Below are 25,810 nucleotides of genomic sequence, written 5' to 3'. Positions count from 1 at the left end.
GCCCCCTCGCTCCAAATCCCAGAACGCATTGCTCAAAGGAGGGTTATGGCGCCGCAGACGGGTTTTTGGGACCGGCTGCAGGACGAGGTCCGCACCGGCTACGAACGCACCCGCCGCACGACGAAGCGGACGGTGCGGATCGGCGTGCTTCGCGTGGATCTCCTGTCCCTGCGCCGTGACCGTTCCCGCGCTCTCTCGCAGCTGGGCGAGCGCGCGTTTCAGCTCTGGAACGGAGGATCGCTCGCGGTCCTGGCCGGCGACGACGAGGCGCTTCGCCTCAAGTCGCTGGTGGAAGGCATCGAGCGATGCATTGCGGACAAGGAGTCGGAGCTTCAATCATTGAGGAAGGAAGCGGAGGAGGCGGACGCGTCGCGTCCCGCCGAGAACGCTTCCGGCGGCGCGGCTCCCGGGAACCCGGACGATCCGCCCGCCGAGCGTCAGACCGGATTCACGGAGTCGGGCGGCCCGCGGCCGCCCCGGATGGAGGGAATGAATGGAATCTCGTGAAACGGTCCGCGCCGCGAAGGTCCTTCTCGTCGCGGGCGGACTCCTGCTCATCGGCATCGTCGTCGGATTCATCCTCGCGGGCGGGAGCAACTCCTCGCCGGTGCTCCAGGCCAAGGAGAGCGTGGTCTCGTCCGGGCTCGAGAGCCCGTTCACGGCCATCGCCGAACGGACGCTCCCCGGAGTCGTGAGCATCGAAACGAAGCGCAACGCCACCGGATCGGACGGCCCGTACTCGCAGTTCGAGGGCCCCTACGGCGACTTCTTCCGGCGCCTGTTCCCCGAAACCCCGCAGCAGCCCCAGCAGCAGCGCCGGAACATCCGGATCCCGAGCAGCGGCTCGGGTTTCATCATCGATCGCGCCGGCTACATCCTGACCAATAACCACGTGGTCCGGGACGCCGCCGAGATCACGGTGACGCTGAACGACCACCGCAAGTTCAAGGCGAGGGTCGTCGGCACCGATCCGGGCACCGACGTCGCCGTCATCAAGGTCGTGGGCGCCGGCGATCTGCCGGTGGTGCCTCTGGGCGACTCCGACGAGATCCGGATCGGCGACTGGGCGATCGCGATCGGCAATGCCCTGGGCGAGCTGGACGGCACGCTCACCGTGGGCGTGATCAGCGCCAAGGGCCGCACGAACCTGGCCATCCAGGGCGGCGCCCCCAGCTACCAGAACTTCATCCAGACCGACGCCTCCATCAACTTCGGAAACAGCGGCGGTCCGCTCCTCAACATTCGCGGCGAGGCGATCGGCATCAACACGGCCGTCAATCCGTCGGGCGAGGGGATCGGATTCGCCATCCCGATCAACATCGCGAGCAGCATCTCGAAGCAGCTGATCGCAACCGGCAAGGTGACGCGCGGCTACCTGGGCATCCTGCCTCAGGAGCTGACCCCCGAGCTGGCGGACAACTGGGGTATCCAGGGACACGGCGTGCTGGTCGGCGGCGTGAGCTCGAACACCCCGGCGTCGCAGGCCGGCTTCCAGGTCAAGGACGTGATCACCGACTTCGACGGGAAGGCCGTGGACGACGTGCAGCGCTTCCGGCTCCTGGTCGCCGAGACGCCGGTGAACAAGAAGGTCGCCGTGCGCGTGCTCCGGAACGGCAAGCCGCGCGACCTCGCGGTCACGCTGGCGGAGCGTCCGCCCGAGGACCAGGTCGCCAAGGCCGACAATGCGACGCCCAGCACGGCGTCGGATTGGCTGGGAATCCAGGTCTCCGCGCTGGGCAGCGACGCGGCGGGCGAGTTCAACCTCCACGACAAGACCGGCGTCGTGATCACCGACGTCACCGAAGGCAGCGGCGCCGACGACTCGGGGCTCCGGCCGGGGGACGTGGTCAAAGAAGTGAACGACATCCCGGTCAAGGATATGATGGAATACACGCACGCGGTCGAAGCCGCGAAGCGCAAGAATCCGGCGAAGCCGGTGGTCTTCCTGATCAAGCGAGGCGATGCGACCCAGTTCGTGGCCGTCGAGCCCTCTCAAGATTAACGGCCCGAACGCGCGTCTGGTGCGCGAGCGTTCGACGAGGCCCGCTGCGCGTCCCCTTCGGGGGGCGCGGGCGGGCCTCGGCCGTGTTGCGCCGCTCGCGCTTCTCCTGCTCCTCGCCCTGGGGTGCTTCCTGGGCGCCGTGCCCGCCGCCACCAGCGCGGCGCCCGCGCCCGCGGCGCCGGAGCTGGTGCGGCTCCGCTTTTGGACGGCTCCCGAGCACACCCGCCTCGTCTTCGACCTGAGCGGTGCTGTGCCCGCGACCACCAAGTTCCGCATGACCGACTCGACCACGTTCGAGGTCTTCATGCCGCGGGTCCGGAAGTCCCCGGCCGTGACGACGGAGTTCGTCGGGGACAGCCTCGTGGCCGACATCTTCCCGGCGGTCTCCGACTCGGGCACGTCGGTGCGCATCCATCTGAAGAGGAAGGTGACGCCGCTCGGGTTCGTCCTCGCGGCCGCCGACGGCGTCCCCGACCGCGTGGTCGTGGACGTGCCGATGCCGGTCAATCCGGCCGCAGAGCAGGCGCTCGAGCAGAAGGTGACCGAGCTGAAGAGCGGAAAGAAGATGTTCATCGTGGCGATCGACGCGGGGCACGGCGGCGAGGATACGGGCGCGATCGGATATCGCCACCTCCAGGAGGCCGACATCACGTTGGCCGTGGCCCGGAAGCTGAAATCCCAGCTGGACCTGATTCCCGGCATCAGCGCCGTGCTCACCCGGACGAGCGACTACTTCATCCCGCTGCGGAAGCGGATCGACCTGGCGCGGAAGTACCAGGCCGACCTCTTCGTCAGCATCCACTGCAACGCGAGCCGGAACCACGACGCGACTGGGACCGAGATCTACTTCCTCTCGCCGAACGGCGCGACCGACGAGGCCTCGCGCTCCCTGGCCGAGAAGGAGAACGCCGCGGACATGATCGGGGGCGTGCCTCCCGAGAGCGGCGACGACCTGATCTCCATCCTGTTCGACCTCCGGCAGAACGACACCGTCCGGCGCTCGAGCGAGCTGGCGGAGCTCCTGATCGACGCGGTGAGCGCCGACACCCGCCTGAGCACGCGCGGCGTGAAGCAGGCCGGCTTCGTGGTCCTGAAGGCGCCGGAGATCCCCTCGGTCCTGGTGGAGACGGCCTTCATCACGAATCCGCGGGAGGCGGCGATCCTCAAGGACACGCAGTTCCAGAACAAATTCGCGGAGCATCTCGCTCAGGGGATCCAGAGCTACAAGGCCATGCGCGACCGGGCATCCGGAGGGGCGGCGGCCCCGACGGGCAGCTCGAACTAGCCGCCGGCCGCCGGAATTCAGGCTGGACACACTTCGGAGCCGGTGTACTCTTGATCCCGTATCGTTTCGGACCCATCCCTGAAGGAGACTCACCCATGAATCGCATCCTCAGCAAAGCTGCACCTCTTGCCGCGGCCGCCCTCCTCGTGGCCGGGTCCGCGTTCGCCGGCGGCGCTTCCTGCGGAAGCGGCGACGCCGCCCGCTCGGCTTCGTCGGGGCATCACTGCGAAGGCATGAAGACCGAGGGCGCGTCGGCGATGTCCTGTCCGACGGTCAAGGCCGGACAGAACATCTACTCGTTCGCCGTTCCGGGCGCCGAGTGCCAGAACTGCGTCAAGTCGATCCAGACGGCGTTGATGGCCCAGAAGGGCGTCGCCTGCGCCTACATGGATCTCGCGAGCCACACCGCCTACGTCATCGCCGACCGCTCCTTCGACCGGAACGCGATCGCCAAGTGCATCCAGACCGCCGGCTTCAAGAACAAGTACACGGGGCAGGGCCCGAAGGTGCAGGCGCAGTTCGCCAAGGCGATGAGCTCGTCCTCGGGCAAGGCCCCGGCGGCGTGCCCGTACAAGGAGAGCAAGGAGAAGGACAAGATCTGAGCCGGCGCGGCGCCGTCGTTGCGCTGAGTCTGTTCTTCGGGGCGTGCCTGTCTTCGGGCATGCCCCGTTTCGCTTCTGCCTCCGCCGAATCCCCGATCGACTGGGAAGCCCATCTCGACCTGGTCCAGGTCACCCGCACCGACCAGATCAATTCGAACTTCTTCAGCTTCGGCGAGAACCCCTTTCACGCGATCCGGCTCCGCCTGCTCGCGGACGGCCGGATCCAGGAGCACATCTCCGCCTTCGCGGAGATCCTCTCCGACGACGGCAAGGCGCCCCGCCTCTACGGCGGATTCGTGCGCTTCTCCGACCCCAAGGGGCGCGATATCCACCTCGAGGCGGGGAAGATCCCGATGCACGTCGGCGCCTTTCCCAACCGGTCGGACGCCTCGCGGAACAACCTGATCGGCTCGCCGCTCGTCTACCAGTACCACCTGGACGTCCGCGACGACCAGGTCCCGTTCCGTCCGGAGGACATCGTCGCGAACCGGGCGCGCGGCTACTTCACGAACTACGCGGCCGGCGGACTCACCGGGCTCGGCTACCCCGGAACGGGGCAGGCCCTCTCGGTCCTCTACGAGAACTGCTGGGACGTCGGCGCGGTCGTGGTCGGCACCGCCAGCCCCTTCGAATTCGCGATCGGCGCCACCAACGGCACCGTCGGGTCGATGGTCAGCACCGACGACAACGACGGCAAGCAGGTGCTCGGCCGCATCGGTCTGGCGCCCGCGCCCTGGATGCGCGCCGGCGTCTCGGCCGCGCGCGGACCCTATCTGAGCCGCGCGCTCGAAGACGGCGCGCTTCCGGCTCGGAAGAGCGCCGACGACTACAACCAGGTGTTCGCCGGCGGCGACCTGGAGCTCTCCTACGATCGCGCCGTCCTCTATGGCGAGTACGTCTGGAATCGCTTCCAGCAGCCCTGGGTGGGCGACCTCGACCTTCGCGCCTGGTACGCGGAGGGAAAGGTGACGGTGCTCCCCGGCTGGTACGTGGCAGGCCGGTACAGCCGCATCGCGTTCGACGATCTCACCCTGGCCGGCGGCCGCGCCGCCGCCTGGGACGCTCCGATCTGGCGGCGCGAGATCGGAATCGGATTCAAGCCCTCGAAGATGCTCCTCGCCAAGCTGGTCCATCAGGAGACGCACACCGAGACCGTGCCGCGGCGCGTGGAGGCCTTCATGGCCGCCCAGCTCGCCGTGGTCTTCTGACCACCGTCATCCCCTGGGAGGTCCTCGATGCGCTTTCTCGGGAAGTACGCGGAGACCCTGTTCGCGATCATGCGGATCGTGGTCGGATTCCTCTACCTCTGCCACGGCGGGCAGAAGCTGTTCGGCTGGTTCGGCGCCGAGAAGGCGGCGGAGCCGCTGATGATCGCGGCCGGCGTCATCGAGTTCGGCGGCGGGCTGTTGATCGCGATCGGGCTCTTCGCCTCCGTGGCCGCGTTCATCGCGAGCGGCGAAATGGCGGCGGCCTACTTCATGGTCCACGCCCCCCACTCCTTCTGGCCGATCGTGAACCACGGCGAGCTCCCCGCGCTCTATTGCTTCGTGTTCCTGTACATCGCGGCCCACGGCTCGGGCCGGCTGAGCGTGGACGCGGCGCGACGGGGCCCGGCCCGTACGTAATTCCACGCGCCCGCCGCGCCGCCCGCAGGGAAAACGGATGGATGCGGCGATCCGGCGTCCCCGGTAGACTGATGGGAGCGGCCCCCGCGCCGAACCGCGCGGGGGCCGGGCAGGAAACCGCGATGATCACGCCCGAGCCGTCGCGCGCCGGGGCCGCTCCGGAGCGCTCCTTCGATGCACTCTCACCCCTCGACGACAGGGTCTTCCGTCGTATCGTCGAGGGAGCGCGGGACTACGCCATCTTCCTGCTCAGCCCCGAGGGCGTCATCCGGACCTGGAATCTGGGCGCGGAGCGCATCAAGGGGTACGCCCCGTCGGAAATCATCGGCCAGCACTTCTCCCGCTTCTACCCGCAGGAGGCGAACGACCGGGGATGGCCGATGCGCGAGCTGGAGATCGCCAAGGCCGAGGGCCGCTTCGAGGACGAAGGATGGCGGCTTCGCAAGGACGGCTCCCGCTTCTGGGCCAACGTCGTCATCACCGCGATCTACGACGACAGCGGCGAGCTGGCGGGCTTCTCCAAGATCACCCGCGACCTGAGCGAGCGCCGGCGCCACGAAGAGTCCCTCCGTGAGAGCGAGGAGCGCTTCCGGCTCCTGGTCGAGGGGGTCTCCGACTACGCCATCGTGTTCCTGAATCCGGAAGGGTACGTGAGCAGCTGGAACGTGGGCGCGCGCCGGATCCAGGGCTACGGGGCCGACGAGATCATCGGGCGCCACTTTTCCCTCTTCTTCCCCGCCGAGGCGAAGAGCGCGGGGGCGCCCCAGCGCCTCCTGGATCAGGCGCGCGCCACCGACCGCGTCGAGGACGATGGGTGGCGCGTGCGCCGCGACGGCTCGCGCTTCTGGGCGAACGAGGTGATCACCGCCCTCTACGACCACGAGGGATCGCTCCGCGGCTACGCCAAGGTGACGCAGGACATGACCCAGCGCCGGAAGATCGAGGTGCTGGAGGAGACCGCGCGCCGCGTGAACGAATTCCTCGCCATGCTCGCGCATGAGCTCCGGAATCCGCTCGCCCCGATCCGGAACGCCGTGGGCCTGATGCGCGCGAAGCGGATCGACGACCCCACGCTCCAGTGGTCGCGCGACGTGATCGAGCGGCAGACCGCCCACCTCTCGCGCCTGGTCGACGACCTCCTGGACGTGAGCCGGATCACCAGCGGGCGCCTCACGCTGCAGCGCGAGCGGCTGGACCTGGCCGTGGTCTTCGAGCGTGCCGTGGAGGCCAGCCGTCCCCTGATCGAGGGGAGGCGCCAGGCGCTGGAGGTCCGCCTGCCCGAGACCCCGCTCTGGGTGGATGGGGACCTGATCCGGCTCGCCCAGATCGTGCTCAATCTCCTGAACAACGCGGCCAAGTACACGCCGGCCGGGGGGAATATCTGGCTGAGCGGAGCGCTGGAGGCGGGAAGGGCCGTGATCCGCGTGCGGGATTCCGGCGTGGGGATCTCCGCCGACCTCAAGACCCGGATCTTCGACCTCTTCACCCAGGGGGCGCGCACGCTGGACCGCTCGGACGGCGGCCTGGGCATCGGCCTCACGCTGGTCGAGCGTCTCGCGGCGCTGCACGGCGGCACGGTGGAAGTGGTGAGCGCCGGCGCGAACCAGGGGAGCGAGTTCATCGTTCGGCTTCCGTCGGCGGCCACGCCGCGCGAGGCCCCTTCGGCTCCGGGCGCCGCGGGCTCCGCGGCGAGCCGCGCCGTGCGGCGGCGCGTGCTCGTGGTGGACGACAACCGCGACTCCACCGAGACCATGTCGATGCTCCTGGGCGTCTGGGGGCACGACACCCGGAGCGCGAACGACGGTCCCTCGGCCCTCACGATCGCCGCGGCGTTCCAGCCCGAGGTGGTCCTGCTCGACATCGGGCTCCCCGGCATGGACGGCTACGAGGTCGCGCGACGGATGCACGAGCTGCCCGGGCTGCGAAGCACGGTCCTCATCGCGATGACCGGTTACGGCCAGGAGGAGGATCGCCTGCGCTCCCGCTCGGCGGGTTTCGCCCGGCACCTCGTGAAGCCCGCCGACCCGGGCGCCTTGCGGCAGCTCCTGGAGGCGCTGCCGGAGTAGTCCCCCATCGCCCCGGAGGGTTCAATGGCGCCGAACCGCCATCGTCCATGGATCCGGATCTCCCTCTCGATCGTCGCCACGGCGATTGCCCTCCTGACGGCGGCCGTGGCGTCGCCCCAGCCGCCTTCCCCCACGCTCTTTCAAGCCGTCGCGGGCGACGGCGATCCCTCCGCCTCCGAGATCTCCACCGTCGAGATGAAGAGCGTCCTCGCCGCCGGCAGCGCCGTCGTCTTCGACGCGCGGCCGGCCATGGAGTTCGCGATGGGGCACATTCCCGGCGCGCGGAACGTCGCGGCCCGGCCCGGCGTGCCGATGTCCGCGTACGTCTCCGACGTCGCGGAGATCGGTCGCGCGCTCGCGGGCGACAAGTCGAGAGCGATCATCCTGTACTGCAACGGTCCGTTCTGCGGGAAGAGCCGGCGGCTCGCGGCGGAGCTCCGGGCGGCCGGCTACTCGAACGTGCGCCGCTATCAGCTCGGCATGCCGGTCTGGCGCGCCCTCGGCGAGCCGGCGCAGATCGAACCCGAGGGCCTGCGCCGCGTTCTCGCGGAGGACCGCACCGCGTACGTCATCGACGCGCGGGAAGCCGGGGCGTTCGCGGGCGGGTCGCTGCCCGGCGCCCGGAACATTCCGCGCTCGGGCGTGCTCGACGGCAAGGACGTCGGGGCGCTGAAGGACGCGAAGAACGACGGGCGCCTGCCCATGGAGGACCACAACACGCGGGTGATCGTGATCGCCGGAGGCGCCGCCGAAGCGCGCTACGTGGCGGAGCACATCGCGCGCGAGGCGTTCTCCAACGTGGCGTTCTTTGGCGGGACCTTCGAGGAGGCGCTCGCCCTGGCGAAGTAGCGGAACGGGCCGCTCAGCCCGCGAGGCGCTTGGCGAGCGCGCGGCGGCTCGCCGGGGTGTTGTCGAACGTGGCGAGCAGCGTCCGCACCTCGGGCCACTCGTCGGTGACGTGCGGGTTGAGCGACGCGACCGTCACCGTCTCGGGAAAGCGCCGGAGCCAGGCGCGGGCGGTCGCCTCCTGCTCGGGCGACACGTTCGACCGCGCGGCCACCGTCAGCAGCGCGCTCCCCTCGATCCGGCGGGGCCAGGTCTCCATCACGGGACCATGCTCGTGGGCGGTGTGGCCGTGGGCCCGCAGGAGATCGGCCATCCCGGCGCGGCTCTCGGGCCGATTCACCTCGAGCACGTCCACCGGCTGCCGCAGCGGGATCCCTCCCGCGCCCTGCTTCAGCACCCGCGCCGCCCCCTCGGCGATCCGCTCCAGCTCCGCCGCCGGAATCAGGTCCCGCGCCTCCCGCTCCAGCGCCGTCGAGAACTCCGGCGGGCGCGCGGCGCTTCCCGCGCGGAGCGCGCGGATCCGTGCGATCGAGGCGGCGATCCGATCGGGAAGAAGACGCCCCGACTCCAGCGCCGCGCGCAGCGCGGCCATCGCCTCTTCAGGGCCCGGCTCCAGCTTGGAATAGAGGAGCAGGTCCACCCCCGCCTCGATCGCGCGCACCGCGACCTCTCCATGCGCGCCCAGCGCCGTGGCGCCGTGCATCTCGAGGGCGTCGGTCACGACCACCCCGGCGAACCGGAGCTTCTCGCGAAGCAGCCCCGTCACCACCGCGTGCGAGAGCGTGGCCGTGCGCGCGGGATCGGCGTCGAGCGCCGGCACCAGGAGATGGGCGGTCATGACCATCGGCACGCCGGCCTGGATCGCGCCCTCGAAGGGTCGGAGCTCCCGGAGGGATAGCTGCTCCATCGTCAAGGCCAGCCGCGGCAGCGCCACGTGGGAGTCGAGCGAGGTGTCGCCGTGCCCGGGAAAGTGCTTGGCGACCGGGATCACGCCCGCCGAGAGGAAGCCCTCGATCGCCGCCCGCCCGCAGGCGGTGACCTGCGAGGGCGCCGTCCCGAACGATCGCACGCCGATCACCGGATTTTGGGCATTGGAGTGGATGTCCACGACCGGCGCGAAGTCGAGGTTCACGCCCAGGGCCAGCAACCGGCGCGCGGTGCGCGCCGCGAGATCCTTCACCAGGGGCGGCCCGCCCGAGGAGGCGACCGCGCGCGCCGAGGGGGGCACCTCCCAGAAGCCCGAGAGCTGGCTGACCATGCCCCCCTCCTCGTCGGCCGCGACGAGGGCGGGGAGATCGGGCGTGCCCACCACCGCGTGCGCGGCGCGAGCGTAGCGCGCCGCACCGCCCGCGTCGGCGAAGTTGCTCGCGAAGAAGATCACGCCGGACGGGGCGATCGCGCGCAGGCGCGCCTCGACCTCCGGCGTCATCGCCGTCCCGGGGACCCCGACGATCATCAGCTCGCCGAGGCGCTCCACGACCTCCTCGGGGCCGATTCGGGCCGCGGCCAAAGAGGGACCGGCCATGCCGCCGCCCGTCATGGAAGCTCCACCTCTTCGAGGAGCTTCCGGTAGCGCTGGTACACCGCGCGGGGAACCGCGCCCGACTGGAGGCCGGCCAGAACGGCGCACCCCGGCTCCGTCCGGTGCGTGCAGGGACGGAAGCGGCAGGGAGGCGCGTGCGCGATCTCGCCGAAGACGCCGGCCACCTCGTCCGCCGAGGTGCGGCCGAGGACGACGCTCCGGACGCCCGGCGTGTCGATCAGGAGGCCCCCCTCGGGCAGCGGGTAGAGGCGCGAGCTGGTCGTGGTGTGCTTCCCCTTCCTCGTGCGCTCGCTGAGCTCGCCGGTGGCCGCTTCGGCGTCGGGAATCAGCCGGCGCAGGAGGGACGACTTGCCCACGCCCGAGTGCCCCACGAACACCGTGGACCGGCCCGCCAGCTGGGCGCGGAGCGTCTCCAGCCCCTCGTCGGTCTTCGCGCTCACGTAGATCGTCTCGAGCGGGATGTTCGCCTCGAGCACGACGCGGCGCGCGGCCTCGGTCGAGGCCAGGTCCACCTTGTTGAGGCAGAGCACCGGCTCCATGCCGCCGCGCAGCGCGAGCAGCGTCCATCGGTCGATCAGGCCGGGCCGGAACGGGGGATCGTCGAACGACGAGACGATCACCGTCTGATCGGCGTTCGCCGCGATCACCTGCGTCAGCTCCCGGCCTCGCGAGCCGGTCGCCGCGCGCTCGAGGCGCGTGCGCCGCGGCGCCACCGACACGATGCGGGGCGGCGATCCCTCCTCCAGCGCGACCTCGTCCCCCACGGCAAGCGAGCTCGAGAGGGAGGGGTCCGCGTCGGCCTTGAGGCGGGTGGCCAGGGTCGCCTCGCGGATCGTCTGCCCGTCCCAGATGAGCGCGGTGACGCCGTAGACTTGGAGGACCGTCGGTCGTGCGGTTGTCGGCGTGGTCGGTACGATGGCGGGAGCATAGCCGCGGCGCCGGGCCAGCGACAAGCCCCGATGCCGCGGCGGCGGGGCGGATCCGGATCGCGCGTTGTATCCGGACCCCGGTGCGGCTAGAATGGCGGCTCGCATGGACGCCAACCTGGTCACCTGCCCGCGCTGCGGCGAGAGGCTCCCCGAGGGATTCACGCGCTGCGACGCGTGCGGGGCCTACCTCGTGCCGCATCCCTCGGGCTCCGCCTCGGCGCCCGCGCCGGGCAAGCGGCTGAACGTCGCCGCGGGTCCGCGGCGCGCTCCCGCGCGCGCGGCGAGCTCTCCCTGGGTCTATCTCGTGGTCGGTCTCGTCGTCGGCGGCGCCGTGGGCTATGCGCTCCGCTCCGGCGTCGGGACGGGAGCGAGCGGCGGCGCGCCCAAGGGTCCGGCGGACGTGATGGCCGGCGCCGGCGGCGGTGAAGGCGGCGGCATGGGCGGCCCGCCGGGCGGAACGGGGATGGGTGCCGCGCCGGGCGGAATGGGCGCCGGCATGGCCGGCGGACAGATGCCTCCCGACATCGCGGCCGCGGTGCAGAAGTACAACTCCGCGCTCATGATGGACCCGAAGGATCTCCAGGCGAACATCGGCCTCGGCAATCTCGAGTTCGATTCCCAGCAGTGGGACCGGGCGATCGGGCACTACACGACGGCCCTCGAGAAGGATCCCAAGAACGCCGACGTGCGCGTGGATCGCGCGATCGCCTACCACAGCATGGGACAGGACGCGAAGGCGAAGGAGGAGATGCTTCGCGTCACGAAGGAGCATCCCGATCATCGGAACGCCTGGCTCAATCTCGGCGTCGTGAGCGCCGCGACCGGGGACAAGCCGGGCGCCATCAAGGCCTGGGAGCGCTACCTCCAGCTCGAGCCCAGCGGAACGCACTCCGCGGCGATCCGGGACGAGCTGAACCAGCTGAAGCAGAGCCCCTAGGCTCGCAGCCGGACCCAAAGCGCGGCGACGACCCGCGCCAGCTCGGGACATTCCGCGGCGTCCTCCGCCGCGCGCAGCAGATCCCCGGCATCGTCCACGTCGTACCACTCCGGCAGCTCCGCCATCGTCCAGCCCGATGCCGCCGCGCGCCGCCTCGTCGCCTCCGCCACGCCCGGCGTGCTCCAGGGGATTCCTTCGAATAGCGCCTCGCGCCCCGGCCGGATCCCGATCAGGTAGTAGCCGCCGTCGCGCGCGGGCCCGAGCACCGCGTCCGCGCCATCGAGACGCGCGAGCCCCTCGCCGATCCGGGCCGGGTCCAGGGTGGGGCTGTCCGCGCCGATCGCCACGGCGCGCCGCGCGCCGCCGTCATGGAGGGCCCGGAACGCGCGGGCGAGGCGCGCCCCCAGGTCGCCGCCGCCCTGGGACGCGACGGCGACCCCGCGATCGGCCGCGAGCCGCGCCAGCCAGGGCTCGAGCGCGCCGTCGAGGAAGAGCGTCCACGAGGCCGGGACGGCGGCGGGAAAGCGGCGCAGGGTCGCTTCGAGGCAGGCGCGCGCGACCGCTGCGGCTTCGTCGGGCGAAAGGGGCGGCGAGAGCCGCGTCTTGACCGACCCGGGGCGGGGCGCCTTCGCGAAGAGGGCGACCGCGTCCCGGCTCACGGATCGAGCGGCGGAAACGGCCCTCCGGTCCGCCGCAGGTGGAAGAGGATCTGCTGCAGGTAGCCCCGGCCCGGGCCCAGCCGCCGCGCCCACGCCTCCAGCTCGCGGTCGTTCGCGCGGGTCCGGCCCGCCAGCTCCAGCGTCGCACGCCGGATCCAGCGGTCGACCGGATACGCGTCCAGCCTCCCGAGGCCGAAGAGGAGCACGCAGTCGGCGATCTTGGCGCCGACTCCGGGCAGCTCGATCAGCCGCGCGCGCGCCTCCTCGATCGGCCCTTCGCGGAGCGCGTCCCAGTCGAGCGGCGCACTGTCCAGACGCCGCGCCGTCTGGAGGAGGTAGGGGGCGCGGAAGCCGAGCCCGACGGCGCGAAGGTCGCGCTCGCGGCGGCGCGCGATGGCGGCGGCGGGCGGAAAGGCGCGCCTGTCGCTGCCCGCGATCGGCGGGCCGAAGCGCGCGGCCAGCCCCTCGACGCCGGCCGTGATCTTCGGGATGTTGGCGGCCGCGGAGCCGATGAAGGAGGCCAGCGCCTCCCACGGCTCCTGGCGAAGGAGCCGGAGGCCGAGGAGCGGCTCGAATCCGGGCAGGGCGCGGAGCGGCTCGGCACCCTCGAGGTGGACGCGGGGATCTTCGTCGAGCCGGAGATAGCGCACCCACGCCGCCGCGCCGGGATCGGCGCCGCGCGTGTCGATCCGGAGCGCCGAGCCGGGCTCTTCCCATGTAATGCGAGCCTCGGCGCCCGCGACGACGCCGGACCACGTCCCGTCCTCCAGGCGCCAGCGGAACGCCTGCCCGCAGGCGAAGGTGAGCGCGAGGTCGAGGGGGCCCTTCACGGGGAGGCGGTGGAGCACGCCGCAAGCGTGCGGGGAAGCGCCCGCGCGCGTCAAGGAAAGCCGCGCCGCGAGGCAGTTTCCGTTGACCGGTCCGGAACGCGCGTGTGAGACTCGAAGGCCATGCCCTTCCGCCGCATCGCCGCCGCCGCATTCCTCTCGGTCGCGATCGCCGCCGCCCTCGCGTCCGCCGCGGCGCCCGCGCGCGCGGCCGTCGGAAGCGCGTCGGTCCGGCTGGTGCACCTGCTGGAGGAAGTGCCCGATTCGATCCCCGGCCGCCCCGGCAAGGTCCACAACATCCGCCTTCATCTCGTCGCGGGCAACGTGCTCCTCCTTCGGCGGGGCGGGGATTTCATCGCGATCCTGCCGATCGAGCGCCACGAGGGGACCGTGGACTCGCTCCAGTACTTCTATTACCTCGAAGGGGGACCGCTCCTCTGGCTCTTCCCGGGAACGCGCGAGAAGGCCGTGCGCACCGTTCCCGACGGCGGCGACATCCGCTTCAGCGGCACGCGCCTCCTCTGGCTGGACGGTCCCGACGAAGGATGGATCTACTTTCCCGACGTGCCCGCCAACGCGGGGCTCAAGTTCTCGGTCGTCAGCGGCCGGAGCGTGGACCAGGTGGACCCGCGCGGGACCAAATACTGGGTGGAGCTGGGGACGCCCGGGGCCTCGGGCTTCTAGCGGCCGATGGCGGCCCGCATCCGCGAAATCCTCTTCGGGAATCTCGGGCTGAAGCTGGCGTCGCTGGTGCTGGCGCTCCTGCTCTACGCGCACGTCGTGACCGAGCAGCAGCGCGAGTCGATCCTCCAGATCCCGCTCACGCTGACCGGCCTTCCCGACTCGCTCGCCGTGAGCGGGCATCCGCCCGAGCGGGTCGGCGTGAAGATCCGGGGGAAGTGGAAGGATCTGATCCGCCTGGGGCTCACCAGCCCCTACCTGCCCGTGGACCTGGCGCACGCCGCGCCGGGGCCGTTCCGCTCGACGATCACCGCCGACGACGTGGCGGGGAAAGCGCTCCCGCCCGAGCTCTCCAAGCTCGTCGCCGTGACCGAGGTGGAGGAGCCGCGGGCCGTGGACCTGGTCATCGAGCCGAAGCGCCAGAAGCGCGTCCGGGTGGCGCTGCGCCTGACCGGCGCGCCGGCCGCGGGGTACGAGCTCTCGGGGCCCGCCGTCGCCGTTCCGGAGTCGGTGGAGGTCCGGGGGCCCCGGTCGGTCGTGGGGCCGCTCGACTCCCTCAGCACGCTTCCAATTGACATCACGGGAGAACGCGAGAAAATCCAGCGCCAGGTCGAGATCGATCCTGGCCCGCTGCGGCTCTCGGTCGAGCCGCGCCGCTGCCTCGTGACCGTCCGCTTCGCGAAGACCGCCGCCGACGAGGCGCCGCCCGGAACTCCCGGCGGCTCCTGAGCGCGAAGCCCGGGCACGATCACCAAGGAGACCGCATCACGATGAAGCGAACCACCGATCCCAATCCGCCGGGCGCCTCGGCCGTCGAAACCGGCGGACCGGGAGGATTCCCCGAAGTCGAGCGGCGCGCCCCCCTGGCGGGCCTGTCGCTCGTCCCGACGAAGATCTTCTTCACGAAGGGCGTCGGGAGCCATCGCGACGAGCTCCGGTCGTTCGAGCTGGCGCTGAAAGACGCCGGGATCGAGAAGCTGAACCTGGTCCACGTCTCGAGCATCTTTCCGCCGAACTGCAAGATCATCCCCAAGGACGAGGGGTTCAAGCTGATCGCCCCGGGGAGCATCGCCTTCTGCGTCATGGCGCGGATCGCGTCGAACGAGATGCGCCGCCTCATCGCGGCCTCGATCGGCTGCGCGCTGCCCGCCGACAAGAACCGCTACGGCTACCTGAGCGAGCACCACGCGTACGGGCAGACCGACGAGGTGGCGGGCGACTTCGCCGAGGACATGGCGGCGTCCATGCTCGCGTCGACCCTCGGCGTCGAGTTCGACGAGAACGCCAACTGGGACGAGAAGGAGCAGGTCTTCAAGATCTCGGGCGAGATCGTCCGCACGTTCAACGTGACCCAGTCCGCCGTCATCTCCGCCAAGGGGTTCACGACGGTCCTGGCGTCGGCGGTTCTCATCTTCTGAGCGGCGCGTCCGCTCGCGTTCCCGTTTCGGAGGCACAGGAATGACTCACCATCCGCACACGTCACCGCCGCGCGCCGCCGTCCTGGCCGCCCTGCTTCTCATCCCGGCGCTCGGCTGCGCCAAGACCGAGCACTCGGCGGCGACGGTGAGCAGCGACTCGACCGCCCCGCCCGCGAAGGAGACTCCCATGGCTGCGGCCCCGACCCCGACGCCGAGCGGTACGACGATGCCCGCGCCGGCGCACATCACCGTGCAGCACATCCTGATCGGTTTCTCGGGATCGGTCCCGGGGAAGAACATCACCCGGAGCCGCGACGAGGCGAAGAAGCTGGCCTACGAGATCCTCGAGCGCGCGAAGAAGGGCGAGGACTACGATGCGCTCGTGGAGAAGTACACGGACGATTCCCCTCCGGGGATCTACAAGATGAGCGGAACCGGCGTGCCGCCGGCGCAGGGGGAGTATTCCCGCGACTCGATGGTGCCCGCCTTCGGCAACGTGGGATTCAAGCTGCAGGTGGGCGAGATCGGGATCGCCGATTACGATCAGACGGCGAGCCCCTTCGGCTACCACATCATCAAGCGCCTGCAGTAGCGCCCAGGGCCTCCCGGACCAGCGGAGCGATATCGAGCAGGCTTCGCGGCTCCGGGAGGCCGTCCCATGCCCCCCACGCCGCGAAGAAGGCCGGATTCTTCGTGTGCGTCTTCACCCGCAAGTCTTCCAGATTTCCGTGGTCGCTCACGACGAGCACGAGAAGCTCGCGAAGATCGGCCTGGCTCAGCACCGTCTCGAGCGCGGCGCTCAGGTCGTCCAGGCAGCGGTCGGCGGCCGCGCGGTCCATCGCGTGCGCGGCGCGGTCGGTCTCGAAGTATTCGAACAGCGAGAAGTCGGCCCGCATCGCCTCGCGCGCGATGATCGCGCCCGCCTCCTCCGGCTCGCGGCGCGGGAGATCGAAGCCGTAGTCGCGCATGCGCCAGTGGGTGAGGTCGTGCACGACCGCGCGCCCCTCCGTCAGATCCTCCCAGGTCCTCAGCTTCACGCCCGCGGCCAGGGTCGCCAGCGTGGTCGCCGAGAGGCGGCGATGCCGCGGCTCGGCCTCGAAGAAGCGCGGCCCGAACGCGTTCAGGAACGTGGCGTCGAGTCCACGCTCGGCCAGCTCTTTCAGAAGGGAGCTCTCGGCCAGGATCCGCCGGAGGGTCGGTCCGGGTAAGCCCGAGACGTGCCGTCCCATCGCCGCGGGCGCGTTCACGCCGGTGAGGATCGTGGTCTGCCCCGTCGCGCTCTGGGGGAGCCCGGGGATGCCCAGCGAGGCGTCCACGCCCCGGGCGCTGGCGGGAGCGCCCGCGGCCGCGGAACGCGGCGTTTCACGTTCGGTCAGGCGGAGCACGGGACGGTCGAGCGAGACGAGGGGGTTGATCGAGGCGTCGCTCGAGCCGACCCCGATCCCATCGATGAAGAAGAGGAGAACCCGACGGCGCGGGCGCGCGCGAGTCACGGACGGAACAACGAAACGGGAGCCATAGAGGCAGCGCACGGTCGGTGCTGGGCCGGGGACGCGGAATCAATGACCGGCGCTGCCTGGCTCCCGAATTCGTTACGGATCTTTGAATTAGGCAACCGCTGTGCCAGTCGCGCTCTCCATCGGCCTTCCCAGCTCGGCTCTAAATGGCTGTCTCTCAAGAGCATGCCTCTGTGCGATTCGCACGGTCGGGAGCTCGCCCGCCGCGCGGGCCCGCGCGCGGACGACTGCACTGGCGCGCGTTGCATTCGACGAAGAGCCCCGGAAACCCCAGCGGGAAAAAGCCTTGACACGTTTTCCCCCCGGTCTATAGTCCGCAGCGCGTACGGGCGGCGTAGGTCCGTGACTGGCCCGGGTTTAGGGAGGGGCTGATGACCAAGGCAGATATCGTAGACGAGATCTCCGAGCGTACCGGTCTCACGAAGAAAGACGTGGCGGACACGGTCGACGAGTTCCTCGAGGCCGTTTCGCGCGCTCTCGCTTCGGGAAAGCACATCGAGATCCGCGGATTCGGGACCTTCAAGGTGAAGGATCGGAAATCGCGTCTGGCGCGAAATCCCCGGACCGGGGAGTCGGTGCCCGTTCCTCCCCGGCGCGTGCCTGTCTTCAAGGTATCGAAGGAGTTGAAGGACATCGTCGCCCAGATCTAGCGTCGGCCCGGCTAGGCCGCGCCGGGACCGCGGGAACGTACGTACGTGAAAACGAAACGGGACGCGAGCGAACCGCCGCGTCCCGTTTGACGTTGGCGCCGGAGCGCCGGCCGGAAGTCGCGCGGGTCAGTTCCGCCGGTCGCGCAGGATCAGGAGACGCACGAGCTGGAGGACGGCCGAGGCCGCCGCGGCCACGTAGGTCAGAGCCGCCGCGCTCAATACCCGCTTGGCGCCGTCCTGCTCCGCGGGAGACACCAGGCCCAGCCGGTTCAGCTGGACCAGCGCCCGGCTGCTCGCGTCGAATTCGACGGGCAGCGTCACGAGCTGGAAGACCACGGCGAAGGAGAAGAGCAGGATGCCCACGTCCAGGAGGCTGACGCCGGCCACCTGGAAGCCCGGCGCGAAGAGGAGCCCGGCGATGATGAAGATCCAGGAGAGGCTGGTGCCGATGTTCGCGAGCGGGAAGATGGCCGTCCGAAACTTGAGCGGCATATAGCCCTGCGCGTGCTGGATGGCGTGCCCCACCTCGTGCGCCGAGACCGCGAGCGCCGAGATGGAGGGCTCGGAATAGTTGTGCGGCGAGAGGCGCACCCGCTTGCTCAGCGGATCGTAGTGGTCCGAGAGAAAGCCGCTGCCCTCCTCGACTTCGACGTCCGAGATCCCGTTCTGACGAAGGATCAGCTCCGCGATCTCGCGGCCGCTCCGGCCGCTGGCGGAAGCGATCTCGCTGAACTTTCGGTACGTCGACTGCACCTTCCACTGCGCGTAGAAGGCCAGGATCATCGCCGGGATCAGCAGAATCATCGTCGGATCCCAGAACGGAAGGAACATCGATTTCCTCCTCGGAACGGTGTGGTTGGGGCGCGAACCCCTCTCCCCTATACTGAGCCATCCTGTAAAGGTTTCGCGCTCGTGTCCTTGAGACTAGCAGCGGCCCCACCCCGATTCAACCAATCGAGGACGATCTGACAACGTCTTACGTCGACCTGCGGAGCGACACCGTCACGCGTCCGACCTATGCGATGCGCCGCGCCATGGCCGAGGCGGAGGTGGGGGACGACGTTTTCGACGACGATCCGACCGTGCGGCGGCTGGAAGAGGAGGTCGCGGCGCTCCTTGGGAAGGAGGCCGCCGTCTTCGTTCCGACCGGCTGCATGGGGAACGAGATCGCCGTCGCCACCTCCACGCGGCGGGGCGACGCCATCCTCCTCGAGCGCGACAGCCATCTCGTCTACCACGAGGGGGAGGCCATCACCGAGCTCCTCGGCCGCCGCTTCCGCTTCCTTCACGGCGACCGCGGCCGCATCGCGCCGGAACAGGTCGCCCGCCCGCCGGCCGGTCCCGAGCCGATCGGCCTCGTCTCCGTCGAGCAGACCCAGAACTGGGGCTCCGGCGCGATCTATCCGCTCGCCCGCCTTCAGGGCGTCCGCCAGGCGGCGCGCGCCGGAGGCCTTCCCGTGCACCTGGACGGGGCGCGGCTCTGGAACGCGTCGGCCGCCACCGGGATCGATCCCGCCGAGTACGCCGCGTGCGCCGACACCGTGATGACCTGCTTCTCCAAGGCGCTCGGCGCCCCGATGGGCTCCGCCGTGTCGGGGAGCGCCGCGCAGATTGCCGAGGCGCGCCGGATGCGCGCCCTCTTCGGCGGCGCGATGCGCCAGGTCGGCATCGTGGCCGCGGGCGCGCTCCATGCGCTCCGGCACCATCGCGACCGGCTGCCCGAAGACCACGCGCGGGCCCGCCGGCTCGCGCTGGCGATCGCGGAGATTCCGGGGCTCCGTATCGATCCGGAGCGCGTCGAGACGAACATCGTCATCGCGGAGGTAGAAGGCGGCGAGGCGCTGCTTCCCCGCTTCATGGAGCGGCTGGAAGCCGAAGGGGTGAAGGTGCTCGACTTCGGCGGTCCGGGCTGTTTCCGCGCGGTCACCCACCTGGACGTGGACGACGCGGCGCTCGAGCGGGCGATCGCGGCGATGCGGAGCGCGGCGGGCGCGGCGCTCGCCCGATGAGGCGGCGGGCCCCCGTCGCGGCGACGCCGGAGGCACGGCGATGAGCCCCGGCGCCGAGCCCTCGCCGGGCACGCTCTACCTGGTCGGGACGCCGATCGGAAACGTCGAGGACCTCTCGCCGCGCGCGCAGCGCCTGCTCGGCGCCGTGGACGTCATCGCCGCCGAGGACACGCGCCACACGAAGGGGCTCCTCGACCGCTTCGGCATCCGGACGTCGATGCTCTCCTATCACGACCACAACAAGGACGGGCGCACGCCCGAGCTGATCGCCCGGCTCCAGGAGGGCGCCTCGGTCGCGATCGTCTCCGACGCGGGCTCGCCGGGGATCTCCGATCCGGCCTTCACCCTGGTGCGCGCCGCGGCGGCCGCGGGCCTCGAGGTGGTTCCCATCCCCGGCCCCTCCAGCGCGGTCTGCGCGCTCGAGGTGTCGGGGCTTCCGACCGACCGCTTCGCGTTCGAGGGCTTCCTGCCGCGCAAGCCGGGGAAGCGCAGGGCCCGGATCGAGGAGTTGCGCGACGACCCGCGGACCCTCATTTTCTTCGAGTCGCCGTATCGCCTGCGCGCCGCGCTCGCCGATCTCGCGGCGGCCTGGGGCGACCGGCCAGCGTCGGTCTCGCGCGAGCTGACGAAGAAGTTCGAGGAGACGCGCCGCGGCACGCTGCGCGAGCTCTTGGCATGGGTGGAGTCCTCACCGCCGCGCGGCGAGTTCGTGCTGGTGGTGGGAGGGGCGCCGCGGGATCGCGGGGAGGACGAGGAGGAGCGCGCGTGAACGATACCTGGAAGACCACGAGCCGGTCCTGGTTCCATCCGATCGCCCGCTGGCTGGCCGGCCGCGGTGTCACTCCCGACGCGATCACAGTGGCCGGGCTCGCTTTCTCGCTGCTCGCCGCACTCCTCTTGGCGCGCGGTTCGTTTCTCGCCGCGGCCTTCGTGCTCGCGATCACGGGCCTCTGCGACATGCTGGACGGCGACGTCGCGAGGCTGCGCGGCGCGACGAGCCCGTTCGGCGCCTTTCTCGATTCCACGCTCGACCGCCTGGGCGAGGGGGCGCTCTTCGGCGGACTGGCGACCTACTACTTCACGCGCGCTTCGGGCGGAGCGGTCTGGTTCCGCTCGAGCGGGGTGGAGGGCTCGTTCGGCGATCCCGACGCGCAGACCCTCGCCGTGCTCGCGCTGGCCACGCTCGTCCTCTCGCTGCTCGTCTCCTACACGCGGGCGCGCGCCGAGGGGCTGGGGCTGGAGTGCAGGGTCGGCATCATGGAGCGCCCGGAGCGGCTCCTGGCCCTCATGGCGGGCGCGCTCCTGGGCCACCGCTTCATGCCCGGCGTGCTCGGTCTCCTCTTCCTTTTGACCCTCGTCACCGTCCTGCAGCGCGTGTATCATGTGCGCCGATTGACACGTTCGGGTCCGGCCTGATCCCGGTTACCGGAGGCAGACAAACCATGGGTAAGATTCGCGTCGGCATCATCGGCGTCGGCAACTGCGCCTCGTCGCTCGTCCAGGGCGTGCACTACTACCGGAACGCCAAGGACACCGACTTCGTCCCGGGCCTCATGCACGTGAACCTGGGCGGGTACCACGTCCGCGACATCGAGTTCAGCGCGGCGATCGACATCGACAAGAACAAGGTCGGCCGCGACCTCTCGGAAGCGATCTACACGTGGCCGAACAACACCTACAAGTTCGACGACGTCCCGCGCAGCGGCGTCCCCGTGGCGCGCGGCATGACGCACGACGGGCTGGGGCAGTACCTCTCCAAGATCATCCAGAAGGCGCCGGGCTCCACGGCCGACATCGTGCGCCTCCTCAAGGAAACCAAGACCGACGTCGTCGTGAACTACCTCCCCGTGGGGAGCGAAGAGGCGACGAAGTGGTATGTGGAGCAGGTCCTCGAGGCGGGCTGCGCGTTCGTGAACTGTATCCCGGTCTTCATCGCGCGGGAGAAGTACTGGCAGCGGCGCTTCGAGCAGAAGAAGCTCCCGGTGATCGGCGACGACATCAAGTCGCAGGTCGGCGCCACCATCACCCACCGGGTCCTCACGCGGCTCTTCCGCGAGCGCGGCGTCCGGCTGGAGCGCACCAGCCAGCTCAATGTGGGCGGCAACACCGACTTCCTGAACATGCTGGAGCGCTCGCGGCTGGAGTCGAAGAAGATCTCCAAGACCAACGCCGTCTCCTCCATGCTCGATTACGACTTGGGCGCGAAGAACATCCACATCGGTCCCAGCGACTACGTCGAGTGGCTGGACGACCGGAAGTGGGCCTACATCCGGATGGAGGGGCGCACGTTCGGGGACGTGCCGCTGAATCTCGAGATGAAGCTCGAGGTGTGGGACTCGCCCAACTCCGCGGGCGTCGTGATCGACGCGGTTCGGTGCGCCAAGCTGGCCCTGGACAACGGGCTCTCGGGCGCCCTGATCGAGCCCAGTGCTTACTTCAAGAAGTCCCCTCCGGTGCAGTTCCCGGACGACCAGGCGCGCCAGATGGTCGAGGACTTCATCGCCAAGTACGGCCAGAAGCAGGCGCGGGCGAAGCGCGCGGAGGCCGCCAAGCCGGTTCGCGCGCCCCGCGGCAAGCTGAAGCGCGCCGCGCGCCGGAGCGCGTAGAGCCGGGATTTCGCGCCGGCCGATGCGGGGACTCCTCCTCACGCTGGAGGGGATCGAGGGCTCGGGGAAGTCCACCCAGGCCGCGGCCCTCGCGAAGGACCTCGAATCGGCCGGCGTTCCCGTGCTCCTCACCCGGGAGCCCGGCGGCGTTCCGGTCGCCGAAACCATCCGCAAGGTGCTCCTCAACCCCGACTCGGGGTCTATCCAGCCGATCACGGAAGTGCTACTCTTTATGGCAGCGCGATCGGAGCACGTCGCGCAGTCTGTCAGGCCGGCGCTGGAAGCCGGCCAAGTTGTTATATGTGACCGTTTTACTGACGCAACCCTGGCATACCAGGGAGGGGGGCGTTCCGTCCCCGACGATCTGATCCGGCGTTTGAACGATCTCTCCACCGGAGGGATCCAACCGGATCGGACGTATCTCCTCGACCTCGAGGTGCCGCTCGGCGCCGAACGGGCCCAGAGGAGGAGCGGGGCGGCAGGCAAGGATCGCATCGAGCGCTCCGGCGCCGAATTCTTCGATGCGGTGCGTCGGCGGTATTTGGAGCTCGCGGCAAGGGAACCGGAGCGTTTCCTGCTACTGCGGGGTAATGAGTCGATAGCCGACGTGGCGCGTCTAATCCGAGAGGACGCGTGGTCCCTGATCCGCAGCCGGGCCCTCCCGCCAGGCGGGTGGCCGAACCCGAGGAACCCCAAATGAATCGCAGGCAAATCTTCGCGGTCGTTGTCATCGTCACGGCGCTCATCGCCGGCACCTGGGCTGTGGGGCGGGTCCAGGAGACGCAGGACAACACCTATTCCAACATCGAGCGGTTCATCCAGGTCCTCACGAAGGTCCGGGATCACTACGTGGAGCCGGTCACCAGCGACAAGCTGATGGACGCGGCCATTCGCGGGATGCTCCGCACGCTCGACCCCTACTCGCAGTACCTGGACAAGGAAGAGGCCCAGCGCCTCGAGACCACCACGCACGGCGCGTTCGGCGGGATCGGGATCTCGATCGGGATCCGCGACGGCTGGGTCACGGTGATCTCGCCCATCGAAGGCACCCCGGCCTGGCGTGCCGGCATCCAGGGCGGCGACCGGATCATCAAGATCGACGGCACCTCGACCGAAGGGCTTTCCCTCGACGACGCGATGAAGAAGATGCGCGGCGACAAGGGAACGTCGGTGGTCCTCACGATGTACCGCGAAGGGCGCGACAAGCCGATCGACTTCACCATCGTCCGCGACATCATCACCATCAAGAGCGTCCCGTACGCCGGCATGCTCTCCAACGGCGTCGGCTACATCCGCCTCTCCAACTTCTCCGAGCGCAGCCGCGAGGAGATGGACGCGGCCCTGGCCAAGGTGGAGAAGGAAAACCCCAAGGGGCTGATCCTGGACCTCCGCTACAACCCGGGTGGCCTCCTCTCCCAGGCCGTCGAGGTCTCCGAGGAGTTCGCGCCGCGGGGGAAGAAGATCGTCTACACCCGGGGGCGCGATCCCTCGCAGAACAAGGACTTCTTCTCCTCGTCGGACCAGCCGCACAGCCGCTATCCGCTGGTCGTGCTCGTGAACCAGTACACGGCGAGCGCGTCGGAGATCGTCTCGGGTGCGGTGCAGGACCTGGATCTCGGGCTGGTGGCCGGGCAGACCTCGTTCGGCAAGGGTCTCGTGCAGACGGTCATTCCGCTCACGCGGAGCGTGACCGGCCCCAAGCTCAAGCTGACGACGGCGAAGTACTACACGCCCAGCGGCCGCTGCATCCAGAAGGACGAGCAGCTCAAGGACGGCGCCCTGGCCGCGGATGACGACGACGACAGCGACACGCCGGCGCTTCCCGACTCGATGCGGGCGAAGAAGCCGAAGCCGGAGTATCACACCGAGATGGGCCGCACCGTGTTCGGCGGCGGCGGCATCACGCCGGACGTCGAGCTGGACGAGGTGAAGTACCCGCGGCTGGTCGAGGATCTCGAGTCGAAGCAGCTCTTCTTCAAGTACGCGGTCCACTACGCCGCCAAGCACCAGCAGGCGCCGCCCAAGTACGCGATCACGCCGGCGATGCGCGAGGACTTCCTCGGGCTCTTGAAGACCGAGAAATTCGACTACGATCCCGATTCGCTCCAGGCCGCACAGCGGTTCGTGGACACGGGGCTCCGCCGCGAGCTGGCGCGCCGCTACGCCAGCGACGAGGAGGCCTATCACGTCGCGATCGAGGATGACGACCAGGTGCGCTCGGCCGCCGCGCTGTTCGACAAGGCGCCGACCCTGCCCAAGCTGCTCTCGCTCGCGAGCGAGATTCACAAGAACCGCGTGAAGAACCCGGAAACGCCCGTTCGCTGATCGGATGCAGGCCGGCCCGATCCGCATCGAAGGCAACGTACTGCTGTCGCCGCTCTGCGGCGTGACCGACTCGCCGTTCCGCCGCCTCGCCAAGAGGCACGGAGCGGCGATGGTCTTTTGTGAGATGACCTCGTCGGACGGACTCGTCCGCAACAATCCGAAGACCTATGAGCTGCTGGAGTACAAGGCCGAGGAGCGCCCGATCGGGGCGCAGCTCTGCGGCGCCGATCCGGTCGTCATGGCCGACGCCGCGCGGATCGTCGAGACGCTGGGCTTCGACGTGCTGGACCTGAACTACGGCTGCCCGGTGCGCAAGGTGATCGCCCGCGAGGCGGGCGCGGCCATGCTCACCGATCTCGACCGCCTCGAGCGGGTCACGTCGGCGGTGGTGAACGCCGTGAACCTCCCGGTGACGGCGAAGATCCGGATCGGGTGGGACAAGAACTCGACCAACGCGCCCGACGTGGCGCGGGTGCTCGAGCGCTCCGGCGTGAAGTGGATCACGGTGCACGCGCGCTCCCGCACCGAGAAGTTCGCGGGGCAGGCGCACTGGGAAGTGATCCGCGACGTGAAGGAGGCGGTGCCGGACCTGCCCGTGATCGGAAACGGCGACGTGAAAACGCCGGAGGACGCGCAGCGGATGATCGCCGAGACCGGCTGCGACGCGGTCATGGTCGGGCGGGGGAGCTTCGGGAACCCCTGGCTCTTCCGGCGCGCGCAGCGGCTGTTGGACGGCGCTGACCCGGGCCCCGAGCCGGACGCGCGGGAGCGGATCGAGACCGCCATCGAGCACCTCCACGCCGTGGCCGCCCGGAAGGGGCCCTACGCGGCGACCCTCATGCGCAAGCACGTGGCCTGGTACGTGCGCGGCCTCTACGACAACTCGACCCTCTGCCGCGAGGCGAATCACGCCGCGACGCCGGAAGAGACCGAGGCGCTCCTGCGCGCGTATCTGGAGAAGCTGGAGACCGATCCCCGGGCTCACGATCGCGGGCCGAACGGCGGCGGTGGGAACGGGCACGGCGACGGCGACGGGAACGGTCATGGCCATGGAAACGCGAACGGCGGCGAAGAGGACGAGCCCGGGCGCTCGGGCGCCGGCCTGGCGGAGGCGGACGAGCGCAATGGATCCCTCTCGGCTACGTAGCCTTCTCGCGAAGGTCCGTCGCGGAACGCTGACCCCGGCCGCGGCCTACGAAGCGTTCGCGGCCCTGCCGTTCGAGAACACCCCATCGGCCACGGTCGATCACCATCGCGGTATTCGCCAGCATCTTCCCGAAGTC

27 protein-coding genes are annotated in these 25,810 nt (G+C 70.0%); 21 read left to right on the top strand and 6 right to left on the bottom strand.

Annotated features, from left to right (window positions below; translation table 11 throughout):
• Window positions 1–45: 45 nt before the first annotated feature.
• From VE326_01630 to VE326_01595, 8 genes are all read left to right on the top strand, one after another.
• A complete protein-coding gene (locus tag VE326_01630) occupies window positions 46–507 on the top strand; it encodes a hypothetical protein (GenBank protein HYJ31898.1) in 462 nt (153 codons plus the stop codon).
• Window positions 494–2,002 (top strand): Do family serine endopeptidase, encoded by a 1,509-nt coding sequence (locus VE326_01625; protein HYJ31897.1) that lies wholly within the window; start codon window positions 494–496, stop codon window positions 2,000–2,002. The genes VE326_01630 and VE326_01625 overlap by 14 nt, the downstream gene beginning before the upstream one ends.
• A gap of 19 nt (window positions 2,003–2,021) precedes the next feature.
• Complete coding sequence (locus VE326_01620) at window positions 2,022–3,287, top strand: N-acetylmuramoyl-L-alanine amidase (GenBank protein ID HYJ31896.1); 1,266 nt, start codon at window positions 2,022–2,024, stop codon at window positions 3,285–3,287.
• A 95-nt stretch (window positions 3,288–3,382) separates the two neighbouring features.
• Window positions 3,383–3,889 carry a heavy metal-associated domain-containing protein gene (locus tag VE326_01615; protein ID HYJ31895.1) on the top strand — a complete coding sequence of 169 codons (507 nt, stop codon included), beginning with the start codon at window positions 3,383–3,385 and terminating at the stop codon, window positions 3,887–3,889.
• Between the two features lie 59 nt (window positions 3,890–3,948).
• Window positions 3,949–5,097, top strand: a complete 1,149-nt coding sequence (locus VE326_01610) for a hypothetical protein (protein HYJ31894.1) — start codon at window positions 3,949–3,951, stop codon at window positions 5,095–5,097.
• 27 nt (window positions 5,098–5,124) lie between these two features.
• A complete protein-coding gene (locus VE326_01605) occupies window positions 5,125–5,514 on the top strand; it encodes a DoxX family protein (protein ID HYJ31893.1) in 390 nt (129 codons plus the stop codon).
• Between the two features lie 122 nt (window positions 5,515–5,636).
• Window positions 5,637–7,580, top strand: a complete 1,944-nt coding sequence (locus tag VE326_01600; protein ID HYJ31892.1) for a PAS domain S-box protein — start codon at window positions 5,637–5,639, stop codon at window positions 7,578–7,580.
• Window positions 7,581–7,604: 24 nt separating this feature from the next.
• On the top strand, window positions 7,605–8,429 hold the full coding sequence (locus VE326_01595; GenBank protein ID HYJ31891.1) for a rhodanese-like domain-containing protein: 825 nt from the start codon (window positions 7,605–7,607) through the stop codon (window positions 8,427–8,429).
• A gap of 13 nt (window positions 8,430–8,442) precedes the next feature.
• On the opposite strand, the gene VE326_01590 is transcribed toward VE326_01595, so the two are convergent.
• Entirely contained in the window at window positions 8,443–9,966 is a 1,524-nt protein-coding gene (locus VE326_01590; protein HYJ31890.1) for a glycoside hydrolase family 3 N-terminal domain-containing protein, read from the bottom strand.
• Window positions 9,963–10,922 (bottom strand): ribosome small subunit-dependent GTPase A, encoded by a 960-nt coding sequence (gene rsgA, locus VE326_01585; GenBank protein ID HYJ31889.1) that lies wholly within the window; start codon window positions 10,920–10,922, stop codon window positions 9,963–9,965. Before rsgA ends, VE326_01590 begins: the two co-directional genes overlap by 4 nt.
• A 79-nt stretch (window positions 10,923–11,001) precedes the next feature.
• Between rsgA and VE326_01580 the strand changes: the two genes are divergently transcribed.
• Window positions 11,002–11,835: a tetratricopeptide repeat protein gene (locus VE326_01580; GenBank protein HYJ31888.1), complete on the top strand. Its 834-nt coding sequence runs from the start codon at window positions 11,002–11,004 to the stop codon at window positions 11,833–11,835.
• Here VE326_01580 and VE326_01575 read toward each other — a convergent pair.
• Window positions 11,832–12,494, bottom strand: coding sequence for a TIGR04282 family arsenosugar biosynthesis glycosyltransferase (locus tag VE326_01575; protein HYJ31887.1), 663 nt, complete (start codon window positions 12,492–12,494; stop codon window positions 11,832–11,834). The two genes, VE326_01580 and VE326_01575, sit on opposite strands and share 4 nt — an antisense overlap.
• Window positions 12,491–13,342 carry a DNA glycosylase gene (locus VE326_01570; protein ID HYJ31886.1) on the bottom strand — a complete coding sequence of 284 codons (852 nt, stop codon included), beginning with the start codon at window positions 13,340–13,342 and terminating at the stop codon, window positions 12,491–12,493. Before VE326_01570 ends, VE326_01575 begins: the two co-directional genes overlap by 4 nt.
• A gap of 102 nt (window positions 13,343–13,444) precedes the next feature.
• Here VE326_01570 and VE326_01565 point away from each other — a divergent pair, with 102 nt between their 5' ends.
• The 4 genes from VE326_01565 to VE326_01550 are packed head-to-tail and all read left to right on the top strand — an operon-like array spanning window position 13,445 to window position 16,012.
• Window positions 13,445–14,005 (top strand): hypothetical protein, encoded by a 561-nt coding sequence (locus VE326_01565; protein HYJ31885.1) that lies wholly within the window; start codon window positions 13,445–13,447, stop codon window positions 14,003–14,005.
• Window positions 14,006–14,011: 6 nt separating this feature from the next.
• On the top strand, window positions 14,012–14,731 hold the full coding sequence (locus VE326_01560) for a YbbR-like domain-containing protein (GenBank protein HYJ31884.1): 720 nt from the start codon (window positions 14,012–14,014) through the stop codon (window positions 14,729–14,731).
• A gap of 41 nt (window positions 14,732–14,772) precedes the next feature.
• Entirely contained in the window at window positions 14,773–15,420 is a 648-nt protein-coding gene (locus VE326_01555) for an arginine decarboxylase, pyruvoyl-dependent (protein ID HYJ31883.1), read from the top strand.
• A gap of 40 nt (window positions 15,421–15,460) precedes the next feature.
• Window positions 15,461–16,012, top strand: a complete 552-nt coding sequence (locus tag VE326_01550; GenBank protein ID HYJ31882.1) for a peptidylprolyl isomerase — start codon at window positions 15,461–15,463, stop codon at window positions 16,010–16,012.
• Here VE326_01550 and VE326_01545 read toward each other — a convergent pair.
• Complete coding sequence (locus VE326_01545) at window positions 15,996–16,913, bottom strand: peptidase (GenBank protein ID HYJ31881.1); 918 nt, start codon at window positions 16,911–16,913, stop codon at window positions 15,996–15,998. The two genes, VE326_01550 and VE326_01545, sit on opposite strands and share 17 nt — an antisense overlap.
• Before the next feature lie 395 nt (window positions 16,914–17,308).
• Here VE326_01545 and VE326_01540 point away from each other — a divergent pair, with 395 nt between their 5' ends.
• Window positions 17,309–17,587: an HU family DNA-binding protein gene (locus VE326_01540; GenBank protein ID HYJ31880.1), complete on the top strand. Its 279-nt coding sequence runs from the start codon at window positions 17,309–17,311 to the stop codon at window positions 17,585–17,587.
• 126 nt (window positions 17,588–17,713) lie between these two features.
• Here the strand turns inward: VE326_01540 and VE326_01535 are convergent, their stop codons facing one another.
• Window positions 17,714–18,418, bottom strand: a complete 705-nt coding sequence (locus VE326_01535; protein ID HYJ31879.1) for a zinc metallopeptidase — start codon at window positions 18,416–18,418, stop codon at window positions 17,714–17,716.
• A gap of 113 nt (window positions 18,419–18,531) precedes the next feature.
• Here VE326_01535 and VE326_01530 point away from each other — a divergent pair, with 113 nt between their 5' ends.
• Genes VE326_01530 through dusB form a run of 7 tightly spaced genes read left to right on the top strand, consistent with a single transcriptional unit; the run spans window position 18,532 to window position 25,674 of the window.
• A complete protein-coding gene (locus VE326_01530) occupies window positions 18,532–19,596 on the top strand; it encodes a GntG family PLP-dependent aldolase (protein HYJ31878.1) in 1,065 nt (354 codons plus the stop codon).
• Window positions 19,597–19,636: 40 nt separating this feature from the next.
• Window positions 19,637–20,365, top strand: coding sequence for a 16S rRNA (cytidine(1402)-2'-O)-methyltransferase (rsmI, locus tag VE326_01525; GenBank protein ID HYJ31877.1), 729 nt, complete (start codon window positions 19,637–19,639; stop codon window positions 20,363–20,365).
• The gene (locus VE326_01520; protein HYJ31876.1) at window positions 20,362–21,012 is read left to right on the top strand and encodes a CDP-alcohol phosphatidyltransferase family protein; all 651 of its coding nucleotides are present in this window, start codon (window positions 20,362–20,364) and stop codon (window positions 21,010–21,012) included. The genes rsmI and VE326_01520 overlap by 4 nt, the downstream gene beginning before the upstream one ends.
• A gap of 26 nt (window positions 21,013–21,038) precedes the next feature.
• Entirely contained in the window at window positions 21,039–22,202 is a 1,164-nt protein-coding gene (locus VE326_01515; GenBank protein HYJ31875.1) for an inositol-3-phosphate synthase, read from the top strand.
• Between the two features lie 22 nt (window positions 22,203–22,224).
• The gene (tmk, locus tag VE326_01510) at window positions 22,225–22,902 is read left to right on the top strand and encodes a dTMP kinase (protein HYJ31874.1); all 678 of its coding nucleotides are present in this window, start codon (window positions 22,225–22,227) and stop codon (window positions 22,900–22,902) included.
• Complete coding sequence (locus tag VE326_01505) at window positions 22,899–24,527, top strand: S41 family peptidase (GenBank protein HYJ31873.1); 1,629 nt, start codon at window positions 22,899–22,901, stop codon at window positions 24,525–24,527. The genes tmk and VE326_01505 overlap by 4 nt, the downstream gene beginning before the upstream one ends.
• Before the next feature lie 4 nt (window positions 24,528–24,531).
• Window positions 24,532–25,674, top strand: coding sequence for a tRNA dihydrouridine synthase DusB (gene dusB, locus VE326_01500; protein HYJ31872.1), 1,143 nt, complete (start codon window positions 24,532–24,534; stop codon window positions 25,672–25,674).
• Window positions 25,675–25,810: the final 136 nt, after the last annotated feature.

Source organism: Candidatus Binatia bacterium (genome assembly GCA_035631035.1).
In the GTDB taxonomy this organism is placed as follows: domain Bacteria; phylum Eisenbacteria; class RBG-16-71-46; order SZUA-252; family SZUA-252; genus DASQJL01.
Note: the sequence above shows the minus strand (reverse complement) of the source record. Positions and strands in the feature narration are given on the sequence as shown.